We start from the raw sequence: 16,571 nt of genomic DNA, 5'->3' as shown, positions 1-16,571 counted from the left end.
ACTTGCGGTGACACGATATTATCTTTTTTCGTTTGCGGAGAAATGATGTTATTAGGTTTCATTTTAGTAATTTGAGGAGCAATTAACTCGCTTCCTTTTTTAATTACATCTGAAATTTTATATTCTTTTTTTGCTTTTATTGGTGGTTGCGGCGGCTGTGGTAATACATTTACCGAAAACTTCGTGTTTTCTTTTTCTGCTGGTTTTTGTTTTTCTATAACAGGTGGTTTTTGAATAACAGACGGTTTTTCAACTGGTTTTTCTATTTGAATTGGCTTTTCTTTTTGCACCTCTTTTTGTGGCTTTACCTGTACTTCTTTTTGCGGTTTCACTTGCATTTCCTTCTGTGGTTTTACCTGTACTTCTTTTTGTGGTTTTACTTGCACTTCTTTTTGTGTTTGTTGCATAGCAGGTTGCTGTGTAATTGGTGCTGATTGATACGTAACTTCTTCCTCATCTTCTATTCCAAGTGGCGTTGGTGTTGCTGCAAATTCTTTTTGCTGTACTTCTTTTACATATTGTTTTGGAGGTGCTGAACCTGCCCCAGCCTGTTGTTTTACGTGAACGCTGTTTGATGGTACTTTAATTTTCATACCTGGCATGATTAAATCTGGATTACTAAGTTGTGTATTTGTGTTTTTCAACGTATCAAAATCCACTCCGTACTTTTTCGCAATTTTCCAAAGGGTATCCCCTTTTTGCACGATATGAATTTTCAAATTTTCCCCCTCCTGTATAACTTATCTATAAGTAACAAATCTCATGAAGTAACCCTTTCTAAATAACGCTAACTTCTGTTCACTTGTATCACTTCTTCGATTTTTAATATCATTAGAAGTGGAATAAGCATAAAAAAATCGCAATGATTTCTTCAAAACAATGTATGCCCATTTCGTTCTCGTTATGATTATATGCATGAAAAAAAGCAACAGAAATACCGTTGCTTTACACACGCTCTAACATACGATTTAATGCGAGAACCGCTTCTTCAGTCACTTGTTTATCTACGCTAATAACGTTAATTTCTTCTCCTCTTTCTACCGTTTCAAGCACCCATAATAAGTGCGGCAGATCAATTCGGTTCATCGTTAAACACGGACACATAAATGGATTAAGTGAAACAATCTCTTTATCTGTATGTTGCTGAATAATTCGGTTCACTAAATTCATCTCTGTACCAATTGCCCATTTACTTCCAGGTGGCGCTGCTTCAATCATATCAATAATATATTTCGTTGACCCTGCGTAATCCGAAGCATCAACGACCTCATAACAACATTCCGGATGTACAATAATATTCATATCCGGATGATTTTTTCGTACATTCTCAATGTTTTTCACTGTAAAGTTTTGATGAACCGAACAATGCCCTTTCCATAAAATCACTTGAATTCCTTCTATATCTCCATCGTATTCTAATGAATCTGTATGCGGGTCCCATACTGCCATTTTATCTAACGGGATACCTAAATCGTATGCTGTATTTCTTCCTAAATGTTGATCCGGTAAAAAGACAAGACGCTCTTTTTGTGTAAACGCCCAAGACACCATTTGTTTTGCATTAGAAGAAGTTACTGTTGCTCCGCCATTACGACCACAAAACGCTTTAATTGCAGCTGTAGAGTTAACATATGTTAACGGAATCATCGTATCTCCAAATAATTTTGCGAGCTCTTTCCATGCTCTTTCTGTTTGTTCAATATCTGCCATATCTGCCATCGAACAACCTGCACGCATATCTGGCAAAATAACGATTTGATCATCTGTCGTTAACATATCTGCTGTTTCTGCCATAAAGTGTACGCCACAAAATACAATATATTTTGCTTCTTTATTGCTCGCTGCAACTTGCGCAAGCTGAAGCGAATCTCCTGCTGCATCAGAAAATTGTACCACTTCATCTTTTTGGTAATGATGCCCTGGAATAAATAGTGTTTTCCCCATTTTTTCTTTAATTTCACGAACACGCTTTTCCATATCTTCTGTTGACATCGTGTAATAACGCTCTGGTAACATCGTTTCAATCGGTTGTACTTTTTCTAAAATACTCATATCCCTTTCTCCCCCTCTAAGCCACTTTCCTTACGCCTCAATATTGAAACTAATATCAAGTGCTTTCACTGAATGTGTTAACGCTCCAAGTGAAATATAATCGACCCCTGTTTTTCCATATTTCGATAAACCTTCAATTGTAATGCCTCCTGATGCTTCCGTAACGATAGCACTTGGTACAATCTTTGAAAACTCCCGAATCTCATCTGGCGTACGGTTATCAAACATAATAATATCCGCACCAGCAGCTACAGCCTCTCTCACTTGCTCCTCCGTTTCTGTTTCCACTTCCACTTTCACCATATGTCCTAATTTTTCTTTCACCGATGTAACAGCTTTCGTAATAGAACCAGCAAAAGCAATATGATTGTCTTTAATCATGACACCATCATATAAACCGAAACGGTGATTAAATCCACCTCCGCACACGACTGCATACTTATCAAACATACGTAGCCCTGGCATCGTTTTTCGCGTATCACAAATACGTGTATGACCACTATCTAAAGCAAGGACAGCTTTATGTGTCATCGTAGCTATCCCGCTCATACGCTGGATAACGTTTAATATAACGCGCTCTGCCGTTAATAACGAAGCAATTGGCCCTTGCGCAGTTGCTATTATTTCGCCCTTTTCTACAAGATCTCCATCTTTTTTATGAAGCTCCACTTCAATTCTTTCATCAATTAATTTAAATCCTTCTTCAATTACTAAACGCCCCGCAAAGACACCTGTATCCTTCGCAAGAAACGTTCCTTTTGAAAGTAAATTGTCTGGAAAAATAAGCTGAGATGTGACATCTCTTTCTCCTATATCTTCTAGAAAAAATCGATTTAATGCTTCTTTCACTTTTATCGTGTTCATAGAGCCCCTCTTCCCTTCATCACACAAGTTGTAGTTTTCTTTTCACTCGAACGATCTCTTTTTTTACGCTATTTCTATCTGGATAATCACTTCGATAATGGCCACCAATACTTTCTTCTCTTTGCAAAGCTGATACGACTATAAGCTCACAGGCTGTTAACATATTAATAAGCGTTATCTCTTCATTTGTAAGAGCATCATGTTGTAATATCATATTTCGAACACCGTACTTACTAAGCCATCTCTTTGCATAAGATAAACTTTTCTCTGTTCGCACAATCCCAACATATTTCATCATGCATTCTTGTATTTCTTCTTTCGCCGGCAAATGATTCAGAACAATAAACTTTTTTTCCTTCTCAGCCACGTTGTTCCAGCTTTCTTTTGTCGCTTTGGTTAAAATATGTTGTCCTATTCTTTTTCCAAACACAAGACCTTCTAATAATGAATTACTTGCTAATCTATTTGCTCCATGAACACCATTACAAGCTACTTCACCGACCGCATATAAATTTGGAATGGACGTCTCCCCGTCACAGTTCGTTTTCACGCCGCCCATATGAAAATGAGCACCGGGTACGACTGGAATGCGTTTTTCATTTATATCGACACCATTTTTTTTACACAATGATGATACAGTCGGAAAACGTTCTTCGAAATTTTGGATAGACTCGATATTTACATACACTTGTTCACCCGCCAAAAGCTGCTCATGAATCGCTCTTGCTACTACATCACGTGGTGCGAGATCGTGATCAGGGTGTATATTCATCATAAAACGCTGCCCTTTTCCATTCATAAGGACAGCTCCTTCGCCACGGACAGCTTCAGAGACGAGGCCGCAGCATCGCCCGCTTGCGTATAACATTGTTGGATGAAATTGTACAAACTCTAAATCTACGAGCTCCCCGCCTGCGCGGTACACCATCGCAAGTCCATCACCCGTAATTGTCTTATCATTAGAAGTAAAGGCGTATAAACCGCCAATCCCGCCTGTTGCTAACACCGTATACTCTGCAACGTAACGCTTCAACTTTCCTTCACTAGTTCTTGTTAAAACTCCAACACATTTATCATTTTCTATAATAAAATCAAGCACCATTTCCTGTTCCACTACCGTAACGTGCGGAGCTACTTCTTGAATGAAATGCTCTAATAAATTCTTTCCTGTTGCATCGCCACCTGCATGTAAAATACGACGCTTTCGATGTGCGCCTTCTTTTCCAAGATGAGGACCCGTTTCATCTCCATCAAATTTCATTCCATTTTCAATGAGATTATTCATTTCTTTCGGTCCTTCCTCGACTAAATAACGGACCACATCTTCATTGTTATAATGACATCCTGCTACTAACGTATCTTCAAAATGATCATTTGGATTGTCATATGTAGCAACCGCTGCGGCAATTCCACCTTGCGCTAAATATGTATTATTATTACGATTTGTTTCCTTTGTGATAATAATCACATTCTTTTCGTGACAAATCTCTTTCGCAACACGAAGTGCCGCAACGCCACTTCCAATAATTAAGACATCTGCACTTGGCATAATTGTTGCCTCCTACTTTACACTTTTTAACTGTCTTGACACCTATATTTACATAGTTTTAAAATAATGACAAGAGTTTTTTATAATTCTTATTTTCACTACCATTAAAAAAATATAAGAAATGTAACTCTTACTAGGGAGAGGAACTTACATGATGATATATCTTGACTATGCAGCTACTACACCTATGAGTGAAGAAGCATTACACACATATATGAAAGCAGCATCGCAATACTTCGGAAATGAACAAAGTTTACATGATATTGGAGGAACAGCCTCTTCTTTATTACAAGTTTGCCGAAAAACATTTGCTGAAATGATTGGCGGAAAGGAACAAGGGGTATTCTTCACAAGCGGCGGCTCGGAATCCAACTACCTTGCGATTCAATCCCTTCTCAATGCTCGAAATAAGAAGCACATTATTACGACACCTATGGAACACGCATCCATTCGAAGTTATTTTCAATCCTTACAATCAGAAGGGTATACAATTACTGAAATTCCTGTTGATAAAAGCGGGGTAATCCATTTAGATGATTTAGAATCAGCTATTACAGAAAATACTGTTCTAGCAAGTATACAGCACGGAAACTCTGAAATTGGAACCGTTCAAAACATCGCAGAGATCGGAGCACTTTTAAAAAAATATAACGTTTTATTTCATTCAGATTGTGTACAAACATTTGGTAAACTTCCTATCAATGTTTTTGAGATGGCGATTGATAGTCTTTCTGTTTCAGCACATAAAATATACGGACCAAAGGGTGTTGGCGCTTGCTATATAAATCCCCAAGTTCGCTGGGCACAAATATTTCCGGGAACTTCTCACGAAAAAGGGTTTCGTCCAGGTACAGTAAACGTTCCTGGCATCGCATCTTTTTTAACAGCTGCTGAGAATATATTAAAAAATCAGCAGGAAGAAAACTTACGTTTTACAGAGTTACGATCCTACTTTTTAAGACATTTACAAGCGCTCCCTCTAGAAATTCAAGTAGAAGGTCATTCTACTTCTTGTTTACCACATATTGTTGGGGTTACAATAAAAGGAATAGAAGGTCAATATACAATGCTAGAATGTAATCGCCATGGTATTGCCATTTCCACCGGAAGTGCTTGCCAAGTCGGTAAACAAGAACCTTCGAAAACAATGCTTGCAATTGGAAAAACGTATGAAGAGGCAAAACAATATGTTCGCTTCTCTTTCGGACAACAAACAACGAAAGATCAAATTGATACTACTATTCATGCACTACACACAATTGGAAATCAATTTTATAGAGGTGTTAAATCATAATGAAACAAAATGACCAAAAAAAGATTTTAGGTGAAGAAAGACGACAGCTCATCCTTCAATGGCTTCTCGCTGCAAATGAACCGTTATCTGGGAATGAACTATCGAAAAAAACAAATGTAAGTCGACAAGTTATCGTGCAAGATATTTCCTTGCTTAAAGCACGAAACGAACCAATTATTGCAACTGCTCAAGGATATTTATATTTAAAACCACAAGAGAAACAACAAGCTTTCGAACGCGTAATTGTATGCCAACATAAACCAGCAGAAGTACGTCAAGAACTTACAATGCTTGTTGACCACGGCGTTACGATTAAAGATGTAAAAGTTGAGCATCCTGTATACGGTGACTTAACAGCATCCATCATGGTAAGTAATCGCTTTGATGTAGAGCAATATTTACAAAAAATCGAAAACACGAATGCTTCCTATCTTTCGCAACTAACAGATGGTATTCACTTACATACAATTGAGGCAGACTCAAAAGAGAAATTAGACGCTGCTTGCGAGGCACTAGATAAAGCAGGATTTCTCGTTTATTAATTCATGTAAAGCACAGAGTTTTTTTATCATTCTCTGTGCTTTTTTAATGCTATAATATTGTAATCAATTGTAAAGGGGATCAAACATGGGAATCGAACTCGTTCACTTTAGCATTGGCAAACCGAAACAAATGAAATATAGCGAAGATAAAGAAATGATTACTGGTATATGTAAAGAACTTACAGAAGAAGCTTTCCTCTCAAAAGACGGATTCCTCGGTGATGACGTAGCAGATTTAAAACACCACGGGGGACCTGATCGCGCAGTTTGTGTGTACCCACATGAGCATTACGCACTATGGGAAGAAGAATTTCAAACTACGCTTCCAGCTTCCACATTTGGCGAAAACATTACCGTAACAAATATGTTAGAGCGTGATGTTTGCATTGGAGATACATATCAACTAGGTGAAGCAATCATTCAGGTTACACAAGCGAGAGTACCTTGTAGCACGATTTCAAAACGTCTCGGTATTCCTGGCATACTGCCTCGCATTGTAGCAACTGGATTTACTGGTTACCTATGCCGCGTTCTTCAAGAAGGTACTGTACGTAAAGATTCTAAAATTACATTACTAGAACGTCAACCGAGCAATGTTTCTATTTTGTTCTCTAACGAAATTTATTTTCATAATAGAAAAGATAAAGATGGCATCGAAAAGATTCTTGCTGTTCCAGAACTAGCCGATATTTGGCGTGGTCAGTTAGAAGATCGTCTTGCGAAGTTAAAATAAATAGAATCCCACCATTTATAGGTGGGATTCTATTTTTCTATCACAAAATGTATTATCCGATGAAATTATATCAGCGATTAGAAGGGAAATGTCGACAGTTCATCCACTTCCCTTACAACCAATAAGAAGAATAACTCCCCAGCACAGTAACAGAAAAGCCGAGTGCTTCAAGTTCCATCGTTACGCCTGGCAATAATACATCATCGTATGCTTTATCGACATCGATTAAGAAAAAGTAATTTCCAAGACCTGTTTTCATCGGGCGAGACTCGATTTTTGATAGATTTAATTTTCTCCATGCGAAAGCTGATAACACTTGATACAGTGCCCCTGCATAATCAGCAGGTAACGTTATCATAAGTGTCGTTTTCTCTCCGCGGTTTTCTCCGTTATTTGGGAGTATTGCTTTCTTTTTCTTATGGAGCACGAGAAAGCGTGTATGATTATTTTTATGTGTATGAATGCTACGTCTTACGATCGTTAATCCATATTTTTCTGCGGCTGCTTCATTTGCAATAGCAGCGATTTTTTCTTCAGGATGTTCTTTCACATATTGCGCAGCAGCACTTGTTGATGTCATATCTCGAACAGTTACTCCTTTTAATTCTTCATTTAAAAACTTGTGGCACTGTGCAATGGCATGCGGATGAGAATGCACCGCATATACTTCATCCCACACTTCTGCATACTGCGGATGTACAAGTAAATGCTGCTGAATTGGTACTGTAATTTCTCCTACAATGGAGAGCGGCTGCTCATGTACAAGATAATCAACCGTTATATTCACTGAACCTTCTATGGCATTTTCTAACGGTACAACTGCGAAGTCTACATTTCCATTTGCAGCTGCATCAATACAATCTGGAATCGTGCGATACGGTACATGCTCTGCTTCCGGAAAAAAACGACTCACCGCCATATTTGTAAATGTTGCTTCTGGTCCTAAATATCCTACTCGAATCATCGTCTTTTCCCCTCTTTTTCGTTTTCTTACTGTTATACCATACTTTTTAATATTCTTCTATGTAAATTTCGAATATTAAAAAAAGACTAGCATTCGCTAGTCTAAATGTTTCCTATATTCTCTTTGAGCGAAAAAGAAATAAACGATGCATGCAGCGATATAAAACAGAATAAACAAGCCTACTTTTCTTAATGAACCATCCATAAAGATCGTATTATGAAACGTATATAGCGCAACTGCACTATGCATACTTCCTACTATAATTGGCGCAAAAAATAGCATACACAATTGCCAACGGGAAATTTTCCACACTTCTTCTTTCGTCATTCCAAGCTTAGAGAGCGCCCCGTACCCTTTACGATCCGATGAAATGTTATGAAACCATTTAAAATATACGATGCTACATGAAGTAAGAAAGAATAATATACTAATAAATGAGCCTAAAAATAGAGTAATATCGCCGCCTTCTTTCATATTTACATATAACTCCATATTGCTTCGAAATGCATTATTATCTTGTTTCATATGTTTCCGTAAATCTTCATTTAATTTCTTCGTCTTTTCGATATTTTGTAATGTGTAGCCTCTATATATCATTTTTTCAGAATCAGGAACCTGATTTGCTATAATGTCAAAATCTTCATCATTCATAACGAAGAACAGACCATTAATGTACGAAGGATGATGGTTAAATTGAACCCCTTCTTTCTGACCGTTAAATACGAATTGATATGGTTGATTCATTACTTGCAATTGAATCTCTTTTTGATCATACATATACGGATGATTGTATTTACTATAATAAACGAGTGTAACTGTTCCTTTTTTAGGATGATACGTTTTCTGTTTTTGTTTTCTTGCCTCTTGATTGTATTCACTTTCTTTAATGAGCGGCGCTACTTCTGTTTCTCCCTTATTGGACTGAAAAGATGCATACACTCCAACAAAACTCATAGTTTGAAAATCATTATACCCATATTGATGCAATAATTGTTCAACCGCACCTTCCGCAAAGACTTCATGAGAAGAAGTACCTTTTTCTATGTAAGAAAATGAGTGTACTCCCCCGCCCCGCCACATATCTTGCATACCAGAAAAATATAAAAATACCGTACCTGTTGCCGTAACTACAAACGTCGTTGCCATTGACATTAGAAAGAAAAAACGACCATTTTCCTTCATTCGATGTGACAATTGATTCACTATAAATAAATACGGGTATGTATACATAATCTTTTTATTTCGTTTTATCATTTCTAATATTTGAGCAGTGCCGTGTGTAAAAGAAAAATACGTTCCGAAAAAGACAAGTATAGACACAGGGAAAAAATAGAATGCTATCGTTATCACCGTCGCTTGTAACGCTAACGCATATCCTATCCCTAAACAAATAAAGCCGAATATACAAAGCCACATTGATGTTTTCTTCTCTTTTTTATCTGCTCGAAATTCTTTCAATAACCGAATGATTTTTATATTCCATATTCGTAAAGCACTTATAAAAGATAAAACAACAAATACGAACATATACGTAATAAACGTTCCCCCAATTGCTCTCACATCAAATATGACAGGGAGTTCTTTCGGAAGCCCCAGTAACATACTAAACACCATGAAAAAGAGCTTTAAAAAGATTATACCAAGCCCAATACCGAAAATATTAGCAAATACCCCGATCAATATTTGCTCGGTCATAATCACTCCTATTACGTTAGATTTCGTTGCTCCCATTAACATATATAATCCTAATTCTTTCTTACGTGCCTCTATGAAAATAGAAGTAGCGTACAAAATAAATATGACGAAAAAAGAAATAATTATAACATTACATATGATAAGTCCCCAGCGTACGTTTTGATACCACATCGTCTCTTGCATATACGGATGTACAATGACAGACATGTATGCAAAAGACGCAAATATCGCAAAACAACTACTTAAGAAAAACACTTTATAATTACGCCAATTTCCTTTTATATTTTGCAGCGCTAGTTGCCGAATGTTCATCTATCGTCCCCCTATAACTTACTACATAGGCAAAAAGCTAGAGGTTTCTCTAGCTTTGCACGTGTTTCAAATATCCCCTTTGCGCGATCATAAAGTAAATCGCAGAAGCTACAATGTATGCTCCAATTACAATCGCACCTGATTTCCATAAATCAATATAAAGCATTTTCCCTAACGTATGAAGAGCAAATCCACTATGAATTGCACCGATCAAAATTGGGATAAAGAAGATAACGCCCATTTGTCGAATCGCAATTTTACGAATTTCTTTATCTGTCATACCGATTCTCTTTAACGATTTAAATTGAATACGATCTTGTTCTTTATCGTTAAACCATTTAAAGTATGTCATACTACAAGCGAAAAAGAAGAACAGTACAGCTACGAAGAAACCGATAAACATCGTAATTGCTCCTGATTCCCTTATATTTTTATAAGCAAACACCGAGTTATTTAATTCCCCTTGCTTATCTGGTGCAATTTCCTTTTTCAAATCTAACACAAGGTCTTCCGTACTTTTCCAGTCTTCTATATAATAACCATAATATTTCGTCTTTTCTTCATCTGGTACGAGCTTTGCGTATTTCTCAAAATCTTGATCATTCACAATGAGATATTCACTATCATTAAAAACAGAAAATGAAGTTGGATCATTTAATTGAACAGACTGCGTTTGTCCGTTAATTTTAATTTCATACGGTTTCGTACGATCTATCTTCATCATATCGTTCGCCATATCCATTACGACCATCGTTGCACTACCTGGTGCATTATGAACTTCTCTAACTTGCTCTCTCTTTTGTTTACGTACTTCAGCATTATATTCTTTTTCTGAAACAATCGCCATCGGTACTTCATGTTCACTGTTAAACATCGTGATTTTTTGAGTTCCAGGAAGTTTTACGTACATTACTTCTCGCGCTTCTTCAAATCCGTATTTTTTTATTAATTCTTTTGCCTTTCCTTCTTTGATGACATTATGCGTATTTATTCCCTTTTCCTCATACGAAATAGCATGCGGGGTACTAGTTACTGCCTTATAACTCATATCCTCAAAAAATACGTACAGTGTACCAACTGCTGAAGATACAACGGCCGTAATGATAGAAATTACAAATAGAAAACGAGCATTATCTTTCATTTTATAAATAAGATTGCTAAGTACGAACATATTTGGATATGTATAAAAAGATCTTTTTCTTTTTTGCAATGCTTTTAATACGACTGTACTACCTTGTGTAAACAGTAAATAAGTTCCGCCTATCGTCAGCCCTACAATCGGTAAAAACAGAATGATAAAATTCATAAATGTCACTTGGAAGCTCAGTACATATGCAACAATAATACATCCTATACCAACTACACATAACGATGTAAATGCAAAAGGTTCTACTTTTTGTTTTCTTGCTTCTCTTAATAAATCAATAATTTGCAAGCGTCCTACTGTCCAAACACTAAACAATGATAGGATTAAAAATAGAATAAAGTATATACCTGCTGTAATAAGAATTGCTTTACTATTCCATACGAGTGGAAGTGTTTTATCTATTTTCAATATTACGCTTAATGCTTGGAAAAATAATTTTGAACAAAGCATGCCAAGCCCAATACCTACTACAATTGCAATGCTACCTAACATAAGCTGTTCTAATATAATCATTCGGCCAAGTTGAGATTTTGTTCCGCCTATTAATGTTAATAGACCAAACTCTTTTTTTCTTGCTCGTAAAAATGTTGAATTTGCATATAAAATAAAGAGTGCTGAGAAGATGACTACAATATAATTCATCGATTCTAGCCCTTTTGAGATCATCCCTCTCATACTAATATTACCACTTACGACATCTGGATGATAAATAAAGGAAGCATACATGAAAAATACGACAATCGATAAACAGCTACTAATAAGGAAAGCTTTATAATTACGCCAATTTCCTTTTACGTTATTAAGCGCGAGCTGGCGAAAGTTCATGATATTCCCCTCCTAGCATCGCAAGTACGTCCAGAATTTCTTGGAAAAAGGCTTGTTTCGTTCTTCCTTTATGTATTTCTGAAAAAATTTCTCCGTCGCGAATGAAAAGAATACGTTCGCAATAACTCGCCGCTACTGGATCATGCGTTACCATTGCAATTGTTACTTTCTTTTGTTCATGTAAGTCTTGCAACGCACTCATTAATGATTTTGCTGACTTTGAATCTAAGTTTCCAGTTGGCTCATCCGCTAAAATTAACGTCGGTTCATGAATGATCGCTCTCGCAGCTGCTGCACGTTGTTGCTGTCCGCCTGATACTTCATATACTTTTTTATTTAATATTTCTTCGATATTTAAGAACTTTGCAATCTCAAGCACTTTTGCATCGATTTCATTTACAGATTTCTTCGCCATTACAAGTGGTAAAATGATATTTTCTTTAATCGATAACGTATCAAGTAAGTTAAAATCCTGGAAGATGAATCCTAAATGTGTACGGCGAAACTCCGCTAATTTTGCAGCACGCATTTGATTAATTTCTTCGCCATTTACAAGCACATGACCTGAAGTTTGCTTATCAATTGTTGCTAATAAATTTAAAAGCGTTGTTTTCCCGCTTCCTGAAGGACCCATAATCCCTACAAATTCGCCTTCTTCTATTTTAAAATTTATATCATTTAAAGCAGTCATCGCTACTGAACCTTTTGATTGGTACACCTTCGTTAATCCTTTTACTTCAAGAACACTCATTTCTAATCCCCCTATGTGTTTTCTTCTTACATTTACTATAAGAAAAATAAGAAGAAGAAACGAGTGATTTCCCTTACAAAACGTTTTGTTATCTTACAGTTTTGTCATTTTTCTCATTAATGTATGATATTCTTCATCTTTTGCAAATTGGAACGTGAATGTTGTCCCTTCCCCTTCAGCCGATTGCACATAAATACCGTGATGTAAATTATCACAAATTTCCTTCGTAATATATAAACCCATTCCAGTCGCTTCTCTCGTTTTACGGCCATTTATTCCCGTAAAGAATGGATCAAATATACGCTTTACATCTTGCTTTGGAATACCAATTCCATTGTCCTTAATATGTAGTAACACCTTTTGATCTTTCTCTTCAATTTGAAATTGAATTTCCTTTTTCTCTGCTTCTGAAATTTTCGTATACTTAATTGCATTTACAACAATTTGCCCTATAGCAATACTGAGCCATTTTCTATCAGATGCAACCATACAAGTATCTTCATCAAACATTACTTTCGGAAATACCGACGATTGAATGAAAGATTTTCGATTTTCATTAATAATACCCCTGATGATATCTATCACATTTACTACTTCTACTTTATAATCTTTCGCAAATTGCTCTAACCTTGCCATATGTAACGCTAAATCTAAACCATTTAGTATGCGGTTATTTTCTTCACGAATACTTTCAACTGTTGCTCTTGCTTCACGATGCTCTTTACCAAACTTTTGTAAAAGTAATTCTATAACCGATACTGGTGTTTTCATTTGATGAATCCACTGGTTCATAAATATCATTTGTTGTTGTTCTTTCGCATGTTGTTTATGAATTTCATTCATATATTGCTGTCTTAATAGCGTAAACGATTCAACAACCATCTCTTGCTCTGACGTATAAGAAGTATCAATAAGTAAAGAATCGTGTAATGTATTTCCGCTGGCAACATATTTTTCAATTCTTTTTAAAAATATACTTCGTTTTCGATAATCGTAAATGAGGTATACAGTAAATACAACCGTCCCTAATAAAAGCCCATATAACCACGTACTCCAATCAATGGATCTTTTTTCTAAAAGACTTTGCAACTGCAAAACGAGCCCAAATAAACAAAGGCTAACAATATAAGAAAGAAGTAGAGAAAAGTGGTCCAAGAGGTAATTTTTAACCTTCATGCCCTTCGCCCCACTCTGTAAGAAGCGCATAACCATATCCACGTTTCGTTACAATGGCATTTTTAACGCCTAGCTCCTCTAGTTTCTTCCTTACGCGTTTTACATTTACGGTTAATGTATTATCATCAACAAAAGCTACCTCATCCCACAGGGCTTCTAACAGTTCTTCACGCGTTACATACTGATTTGCTTGTTTCATTAAACATTCTAATAAGTAAAATTCATTTTTTGTCAGCTCCGTTTGTTGCCCCTGCCACTCAACAATGTGCTGGGACGGAAATAACAACAGTCCATTTACACCTAAACAATCACTCTCAGCAACAGAGGCGTACTCACCATATCCACGGCGAAGTGCACCTTTCACCTTCGCCATTACGATATCTAAATGGAATGGTTTTGTAATGTAATCATCTCCGCCATTCTCGATTGCCATTACTTGATCCATTTCCCCTGTTCTTGCAGAAACAAAAATAATCGGCGCATTCGATACAGTACGAATTTGACGACACCAATAAAAACCATCAAAATATGGTAAATTAATATCCAGTAATACGAGATGAGGATTTATTTTCACGAACTCATCTTTTATATGACGTAAATCACTTGCTCTAAATGATTGATAGCCATACCTTTCTAAATGCTCCTCTAATATTCCCGCTATTTTTTCATCGTCTTCTACAATTAATATTTTATACATGTTCGTTTTCTCCCCATAAAAAATTCTTCCAAAACCACTCCTTGTTCTATTATAAATTGAAAATTTAATTAGTGGGGAATTTTTCCTGTACGAATCAGACTTTTACAATAAAAAAAGACTGCCATATTTCGGCAGTCTTAATCGATAAATTCAAATTGATATTCAAGAATTTTTACAATATCTCCGTCTACTGCACCACGTGCACGAAGGGCTTCATCAATACCCATTCCACGCATTTGACGAGCAAATCGGCGTACAGATTCATCACGTGAGAAGTCTGTCATTTTGAATGTTTTCTCAATATCATAACCAGAAATAACAAATGTACCATCACTTTCGCGTGTAATTTCAAAATTAGATTCAGATTCAAATTTGTACATTACACTTGCTTCAGATTCTTCTACATCATCGTACATTGGGAATTCTGGTGTTGTTTCTAATAAGTTCGCTACTTCAAATAGTAAGTCACGAACACCTTGTTTCGTTACAGCTGAGATTGGGAAAATTTTCACTTCGTCTCCCAATTTCTCTTTAAATGCTTGTAAGTTTTCTTCTGCGCCTGGCATATCCATTTTGTTTGCAACAACAACTTGTGGACGCTCAGTTAAACGCATATTGTATTCTTTTAGTTCACTATTGATTGTTACATAATCTTCATATGGCTCACGGCCTTCTAAACCAGACATATCGATAACGTGCACGATTACACGTGTACGCTCAATATGACGTAAGAATTGGTGTCCAAGTCCGACGCCGGCATGTGCGCCTTCAATTAGTCCAGGAAGGTCAGCCATAACGAAGCTGCGGTTATCACCAGTTTCAACAACACCAAGATTTGGAACGATTGTTGTAAAGTGATACTCTGCAATTTTCGGACGCGCTGATGATACAACAGATAATAATGTAGATTTACCTACACTTGGGAATCCAACAAGTCCAACATCTGCTAGCACTTTAAGTTCTAGCGTGACATCACGTTCTTGACCTGGTTCCCCGTTCTCAGCGATTTCTGGCGCTGGGTTCGTCGGTGTTGCGAAACGTGAGTTACCACGGCCACCGCGGCCACCCTTTGCGATTACAGCTGTTTGTTCATGCGTTACTAAATCGGCAAGAATTTCACCTGTTTTTTCATCTTTTACTATTGTTCCTGGTGGAACCTTTACGATTAAATCTTCAGATTTACGACCGTGCTGACCTTTACTCATTCCGTGCTGACCACGATCAGCTTTGAAATGACGTTGGTAGCGGAAGTCCATTAATGTACGTAAGCCTTCCTCAACAACAAAAACAACATCTGCACCTTTACCACCGTCGCCACCTGCTGGGCCACCTTTAGGTACATACTTCTCACGACGATACGCAACCATTCCGTTACCACCGTCGCCGCCTTTTACATATATCTTGACCTGATCTACAAACATTATTTCACCACACTTTTTTCGATTGGTTGTAATATAACTGAGACTTCTTCGTCTCGTACTGTATAAGAAATGGAATACCATTTATTGTTTTGGTTCGCAAGCCAATTCTGTAGTTCTTCTACACTCGTTAGCTTACCACGAAAATCAAAAAAGAAACGAGCATTCTCCGCGTCACATTCAATTGTGATACAAACATAATTTTCAACATATACGTCTAAACTATGCTGAAGCATTGAGAAAAATTGATTCGTCCATGTACATACAATCTCATCTAAGTGAGATAAGTTATGTAATTCCCCTAATACTTCGTACTCCAATAAGCACGGCTGCTGTTTCCAATTATATGTTAAAATCCACTCTGAAAATAAAGGCATTGATAGCCCTATCAGATTGGATTCTTGTCTCGCTTCTTGGACAAAACGATCGATGAGACTATGAATCTCTTCCACTTTTCCAAGGGAAAGGTTTCCTTTCACCATCTGCATACGATTGAGCCAATCATGTCTTGAATGACGCAATGCATCTATAATTGTCCATTTTTCATTCATT

Annotated in this window: 14 protein-coding genes and 1 pseudogene; 3 read left to right on the top strand and 12 right to left on the bottom strand. The window is 36.7% G+C overall.

Annotated features, from left to right (window positions below; all coding sequences use genetic code 11):
* The 4 genes and pseudogenes from exsA to nadB form a co-directional block, all read right to left on the bottom strand.
* Positions 1 to 719, bottom strand: a pseudogene (gene exsA, locus DN393_RS15065) (spore coat assembly protein ExsA); the annotation flags it as partial.
* A gap of 226 nt (positions 720 to 945) precedes the next feature.
* Positions 946 to 2,052, bottom strand: coding sequence for a quinolinate synthase NadA (nadA, locus tag DN393_RS15060; RefSeq protein ID WP_064474707.1), 1,107 nt, complete (start codon positions 2,050 to 2,052; stop codon positions 946 to 948).
* A 30-nt stretch (positions 2,053 to 2,082) separates the two neighbouring features.
* Positions 2,083 to 2,916, bottom strand: a complete 834-nt coding sequence (nadC, locus tag DN393_RS15055; protein WP_064474706.1) for a carboxylating nicotinate-nucleotide diphosphorylase — start codon at positions 2,914 to 2,916, stop codon at positions 2,083 to 2,085.
* A gap of 19 nt (positions 2,917 to 2,935) precedes the next feature.
* Positions 2,936 to 4,465 carry an L-aspartate oxidase gene (gene nadB, locus DN393_RS15050; protein WP_088048073.1) on the bottom strand — a complete coding sequence of 510 codons (1,530 nt, stop codon included), beginning with the start codon at positions 4,463 to 4,465 and terminating at the stop codon, positions 2,936 to 2,938.
* Positions 4,466 to 4,616: 151 nt separating this feature from the next.
* Between nadB and DN393_RS15045 the strand changes: the two genes are divergently transcribed.
* The 3 genes from DN393_RS15045 to DN393_RS15035 all read left to right on the top strand — a co-directional run bounded on the left by DN393_RS15045 (position 4,617) and on the right by DN393_RS15035 (position 7,034).
* Positions 4,617 to 5,759, top strand: coding sequence for an IscS subfamily cysteine desulfurase (locus DN393_RS15045; RefSeq protein WP_149173659.1), 1,143 nt, complete (start codon positions 4,617 to 4,619; stop codon positions 5,757 to 5,759).
* Positions 5,759 to 6,301, top strand: a complete 543-nt coding sequence (locus DN393_RS15040; RefSeq protein ID WP_000812240.1) for a transcription repressor NadR — start codon at positions 5,759 to 5,761, stop codon at positions 6,299 to 6,301. The genes DN393_RS15045 and DN393_RS15040 overlap by 1 nt, the downstream gene beginning before the upstream one ends.
* Before the next feature lie 85 nt (positions 6,302 to 6,386).
* On the top strand, positions 6,387 to 7,034 hold the full coding sequence (locus tag DN393_RS15035; RefSeq protein WP_064474703.1) for an MOSC domain-containing protein: 648 nt from the start codon (positions 6,387 to 6,389) through the stop codon (positions 7,032 to 7,034).
* 112 nt (positions 7,035 to 7,146) lie between these two features.
* On the opposite strand, the gene pheA is transcribed toward DN393_RS15035, so the two are convergent.
* The 8 genes from pheA to DN393_RS14995 form a co-directional block, all read right to left on the bottom strand.
* Positions 7,147 to 7,998 carry a prephenate dehydratase gene (gene pheA, locus DN393_RS15030; protein ID WP_064474702.1) on the bottom strand — a complete coding sequence of 284 codons (852 nt, stop codon included), beginning with the start codon at positions 7,996 to 7,998 and terminating at the stop codon, positions 7,147 to 7,149.
* 96 nt (positions 7,999 to 8,094) lie between these two features.
* Positions 8,095 to 10,005 carry an ABC transporter permease gene (locus DN393_RS15025; RefSeq protein WP_149173658.1) on the bottom strand — a complete coding sequence of 637 codons (1,911 nt, stop codon included), beginning with the start codon at positions 10,003 to 10,005 and terminating at the stop codon, positions 8,095 to 8,097.
* Between the two features lie 49 nt (positions 10,006 to 10,054).
* Positions 10,055 to 11,977 (bottom strand): ABC transporter permease, encoded by a 1,923-nt coding sequence (locus tag DN393_RS15020; RefSeq protein WP_149173657.1) that lies wholly within the window; start codon positions 11,975 to 11,977, stop codon positions 10,055 to 10,057.
* On the bottom strand, positions 11,952 to 12,728 hold the full coding sequence (locus tag DN393_RS15015; protein ID WP_149173656.1) for an ABC transporter ATP-binding protein: 777 nt from the start codon (positions 12,726 to 12,728) through the stop codon (positions 11,952 to 11,954). The genes DN393_RS15020 and DN393_RS15015 overlap by 26 nt, the downstream gene beginning before the upstream one ends.
* A gap of 93 nt (positions 12,729 to 12,821) precedes the next feature.
* The gene (locus DN393_RS15010) at positions 12,822 to 13,904 is read right to left on the bottom strand and encodes a HAMP domain-containing histidine kinase (RefSeq protein ID WP_149173655.1); all 1,083 of its coding nucleotides are present in this window, start codon (positions 13,902 to 13,904) and stop codon (positions 12,822 to 12,824) included.
* Positions 13,894 to 14,601 (bottom strand): response regulator transcription factor, encoded by a 708-nt coding sequence (locus DN393_RS15005; protein WP_149173654.1) that lies wholly within the window; start codon positions 14,599 to 14,601, stop codon positions 13,894 to 13,896. Before DN393_RS15005 ends, DN393_RS15010 begins: the two co-directional genes overlap by 11 nt.
* 137 nt (positions 14,602 to 14,738) lie before the next feature.
* The gene (obgE, locus tag DN393_RS15000; RefSeq protein ID WP_000497117.1) at positions 14,739 to 16,022 is read right to left on the bottom strand and encodes a GTPase ObgE; all 1,284 of its coding nucleotides are present in this window, start codon (positions 16,020 to 16,022) and stop codon (positions 14,739 to 14,741) included.
* On the bottom strand, positions 16,022 to 16,570 hold the full coding sequence (locus DN393_RS14995) for a sporulation initiation phosphotransferase B (RefSeq protein ID WP_064474697.1): 549 nt from the start codon (positions 16,568 to 16,570) through the stop codon (positions 16,022 to 16,024). Before DN393_RS14995 ends, obgE begins: the two co-directional genes overlap by 1 nt.
* Position 16,571: the final 1 nt, after the last annotated feature.

It is taken from the genome of Bacillus sp. BPN334 (assembly GCF_008368885.1).
Classification (GTDB): Bacteria; Bacillota; Bacilli; order Bacillales; family Bacillaceae_G; genus Bacillus_A; species Bacillus_A wiedmannii.
The sequence above is the reverse complement of the archived record's forward strand: the minus strand, read 5'-3'. Positions and strand labels throughout refer to the sequence as shown.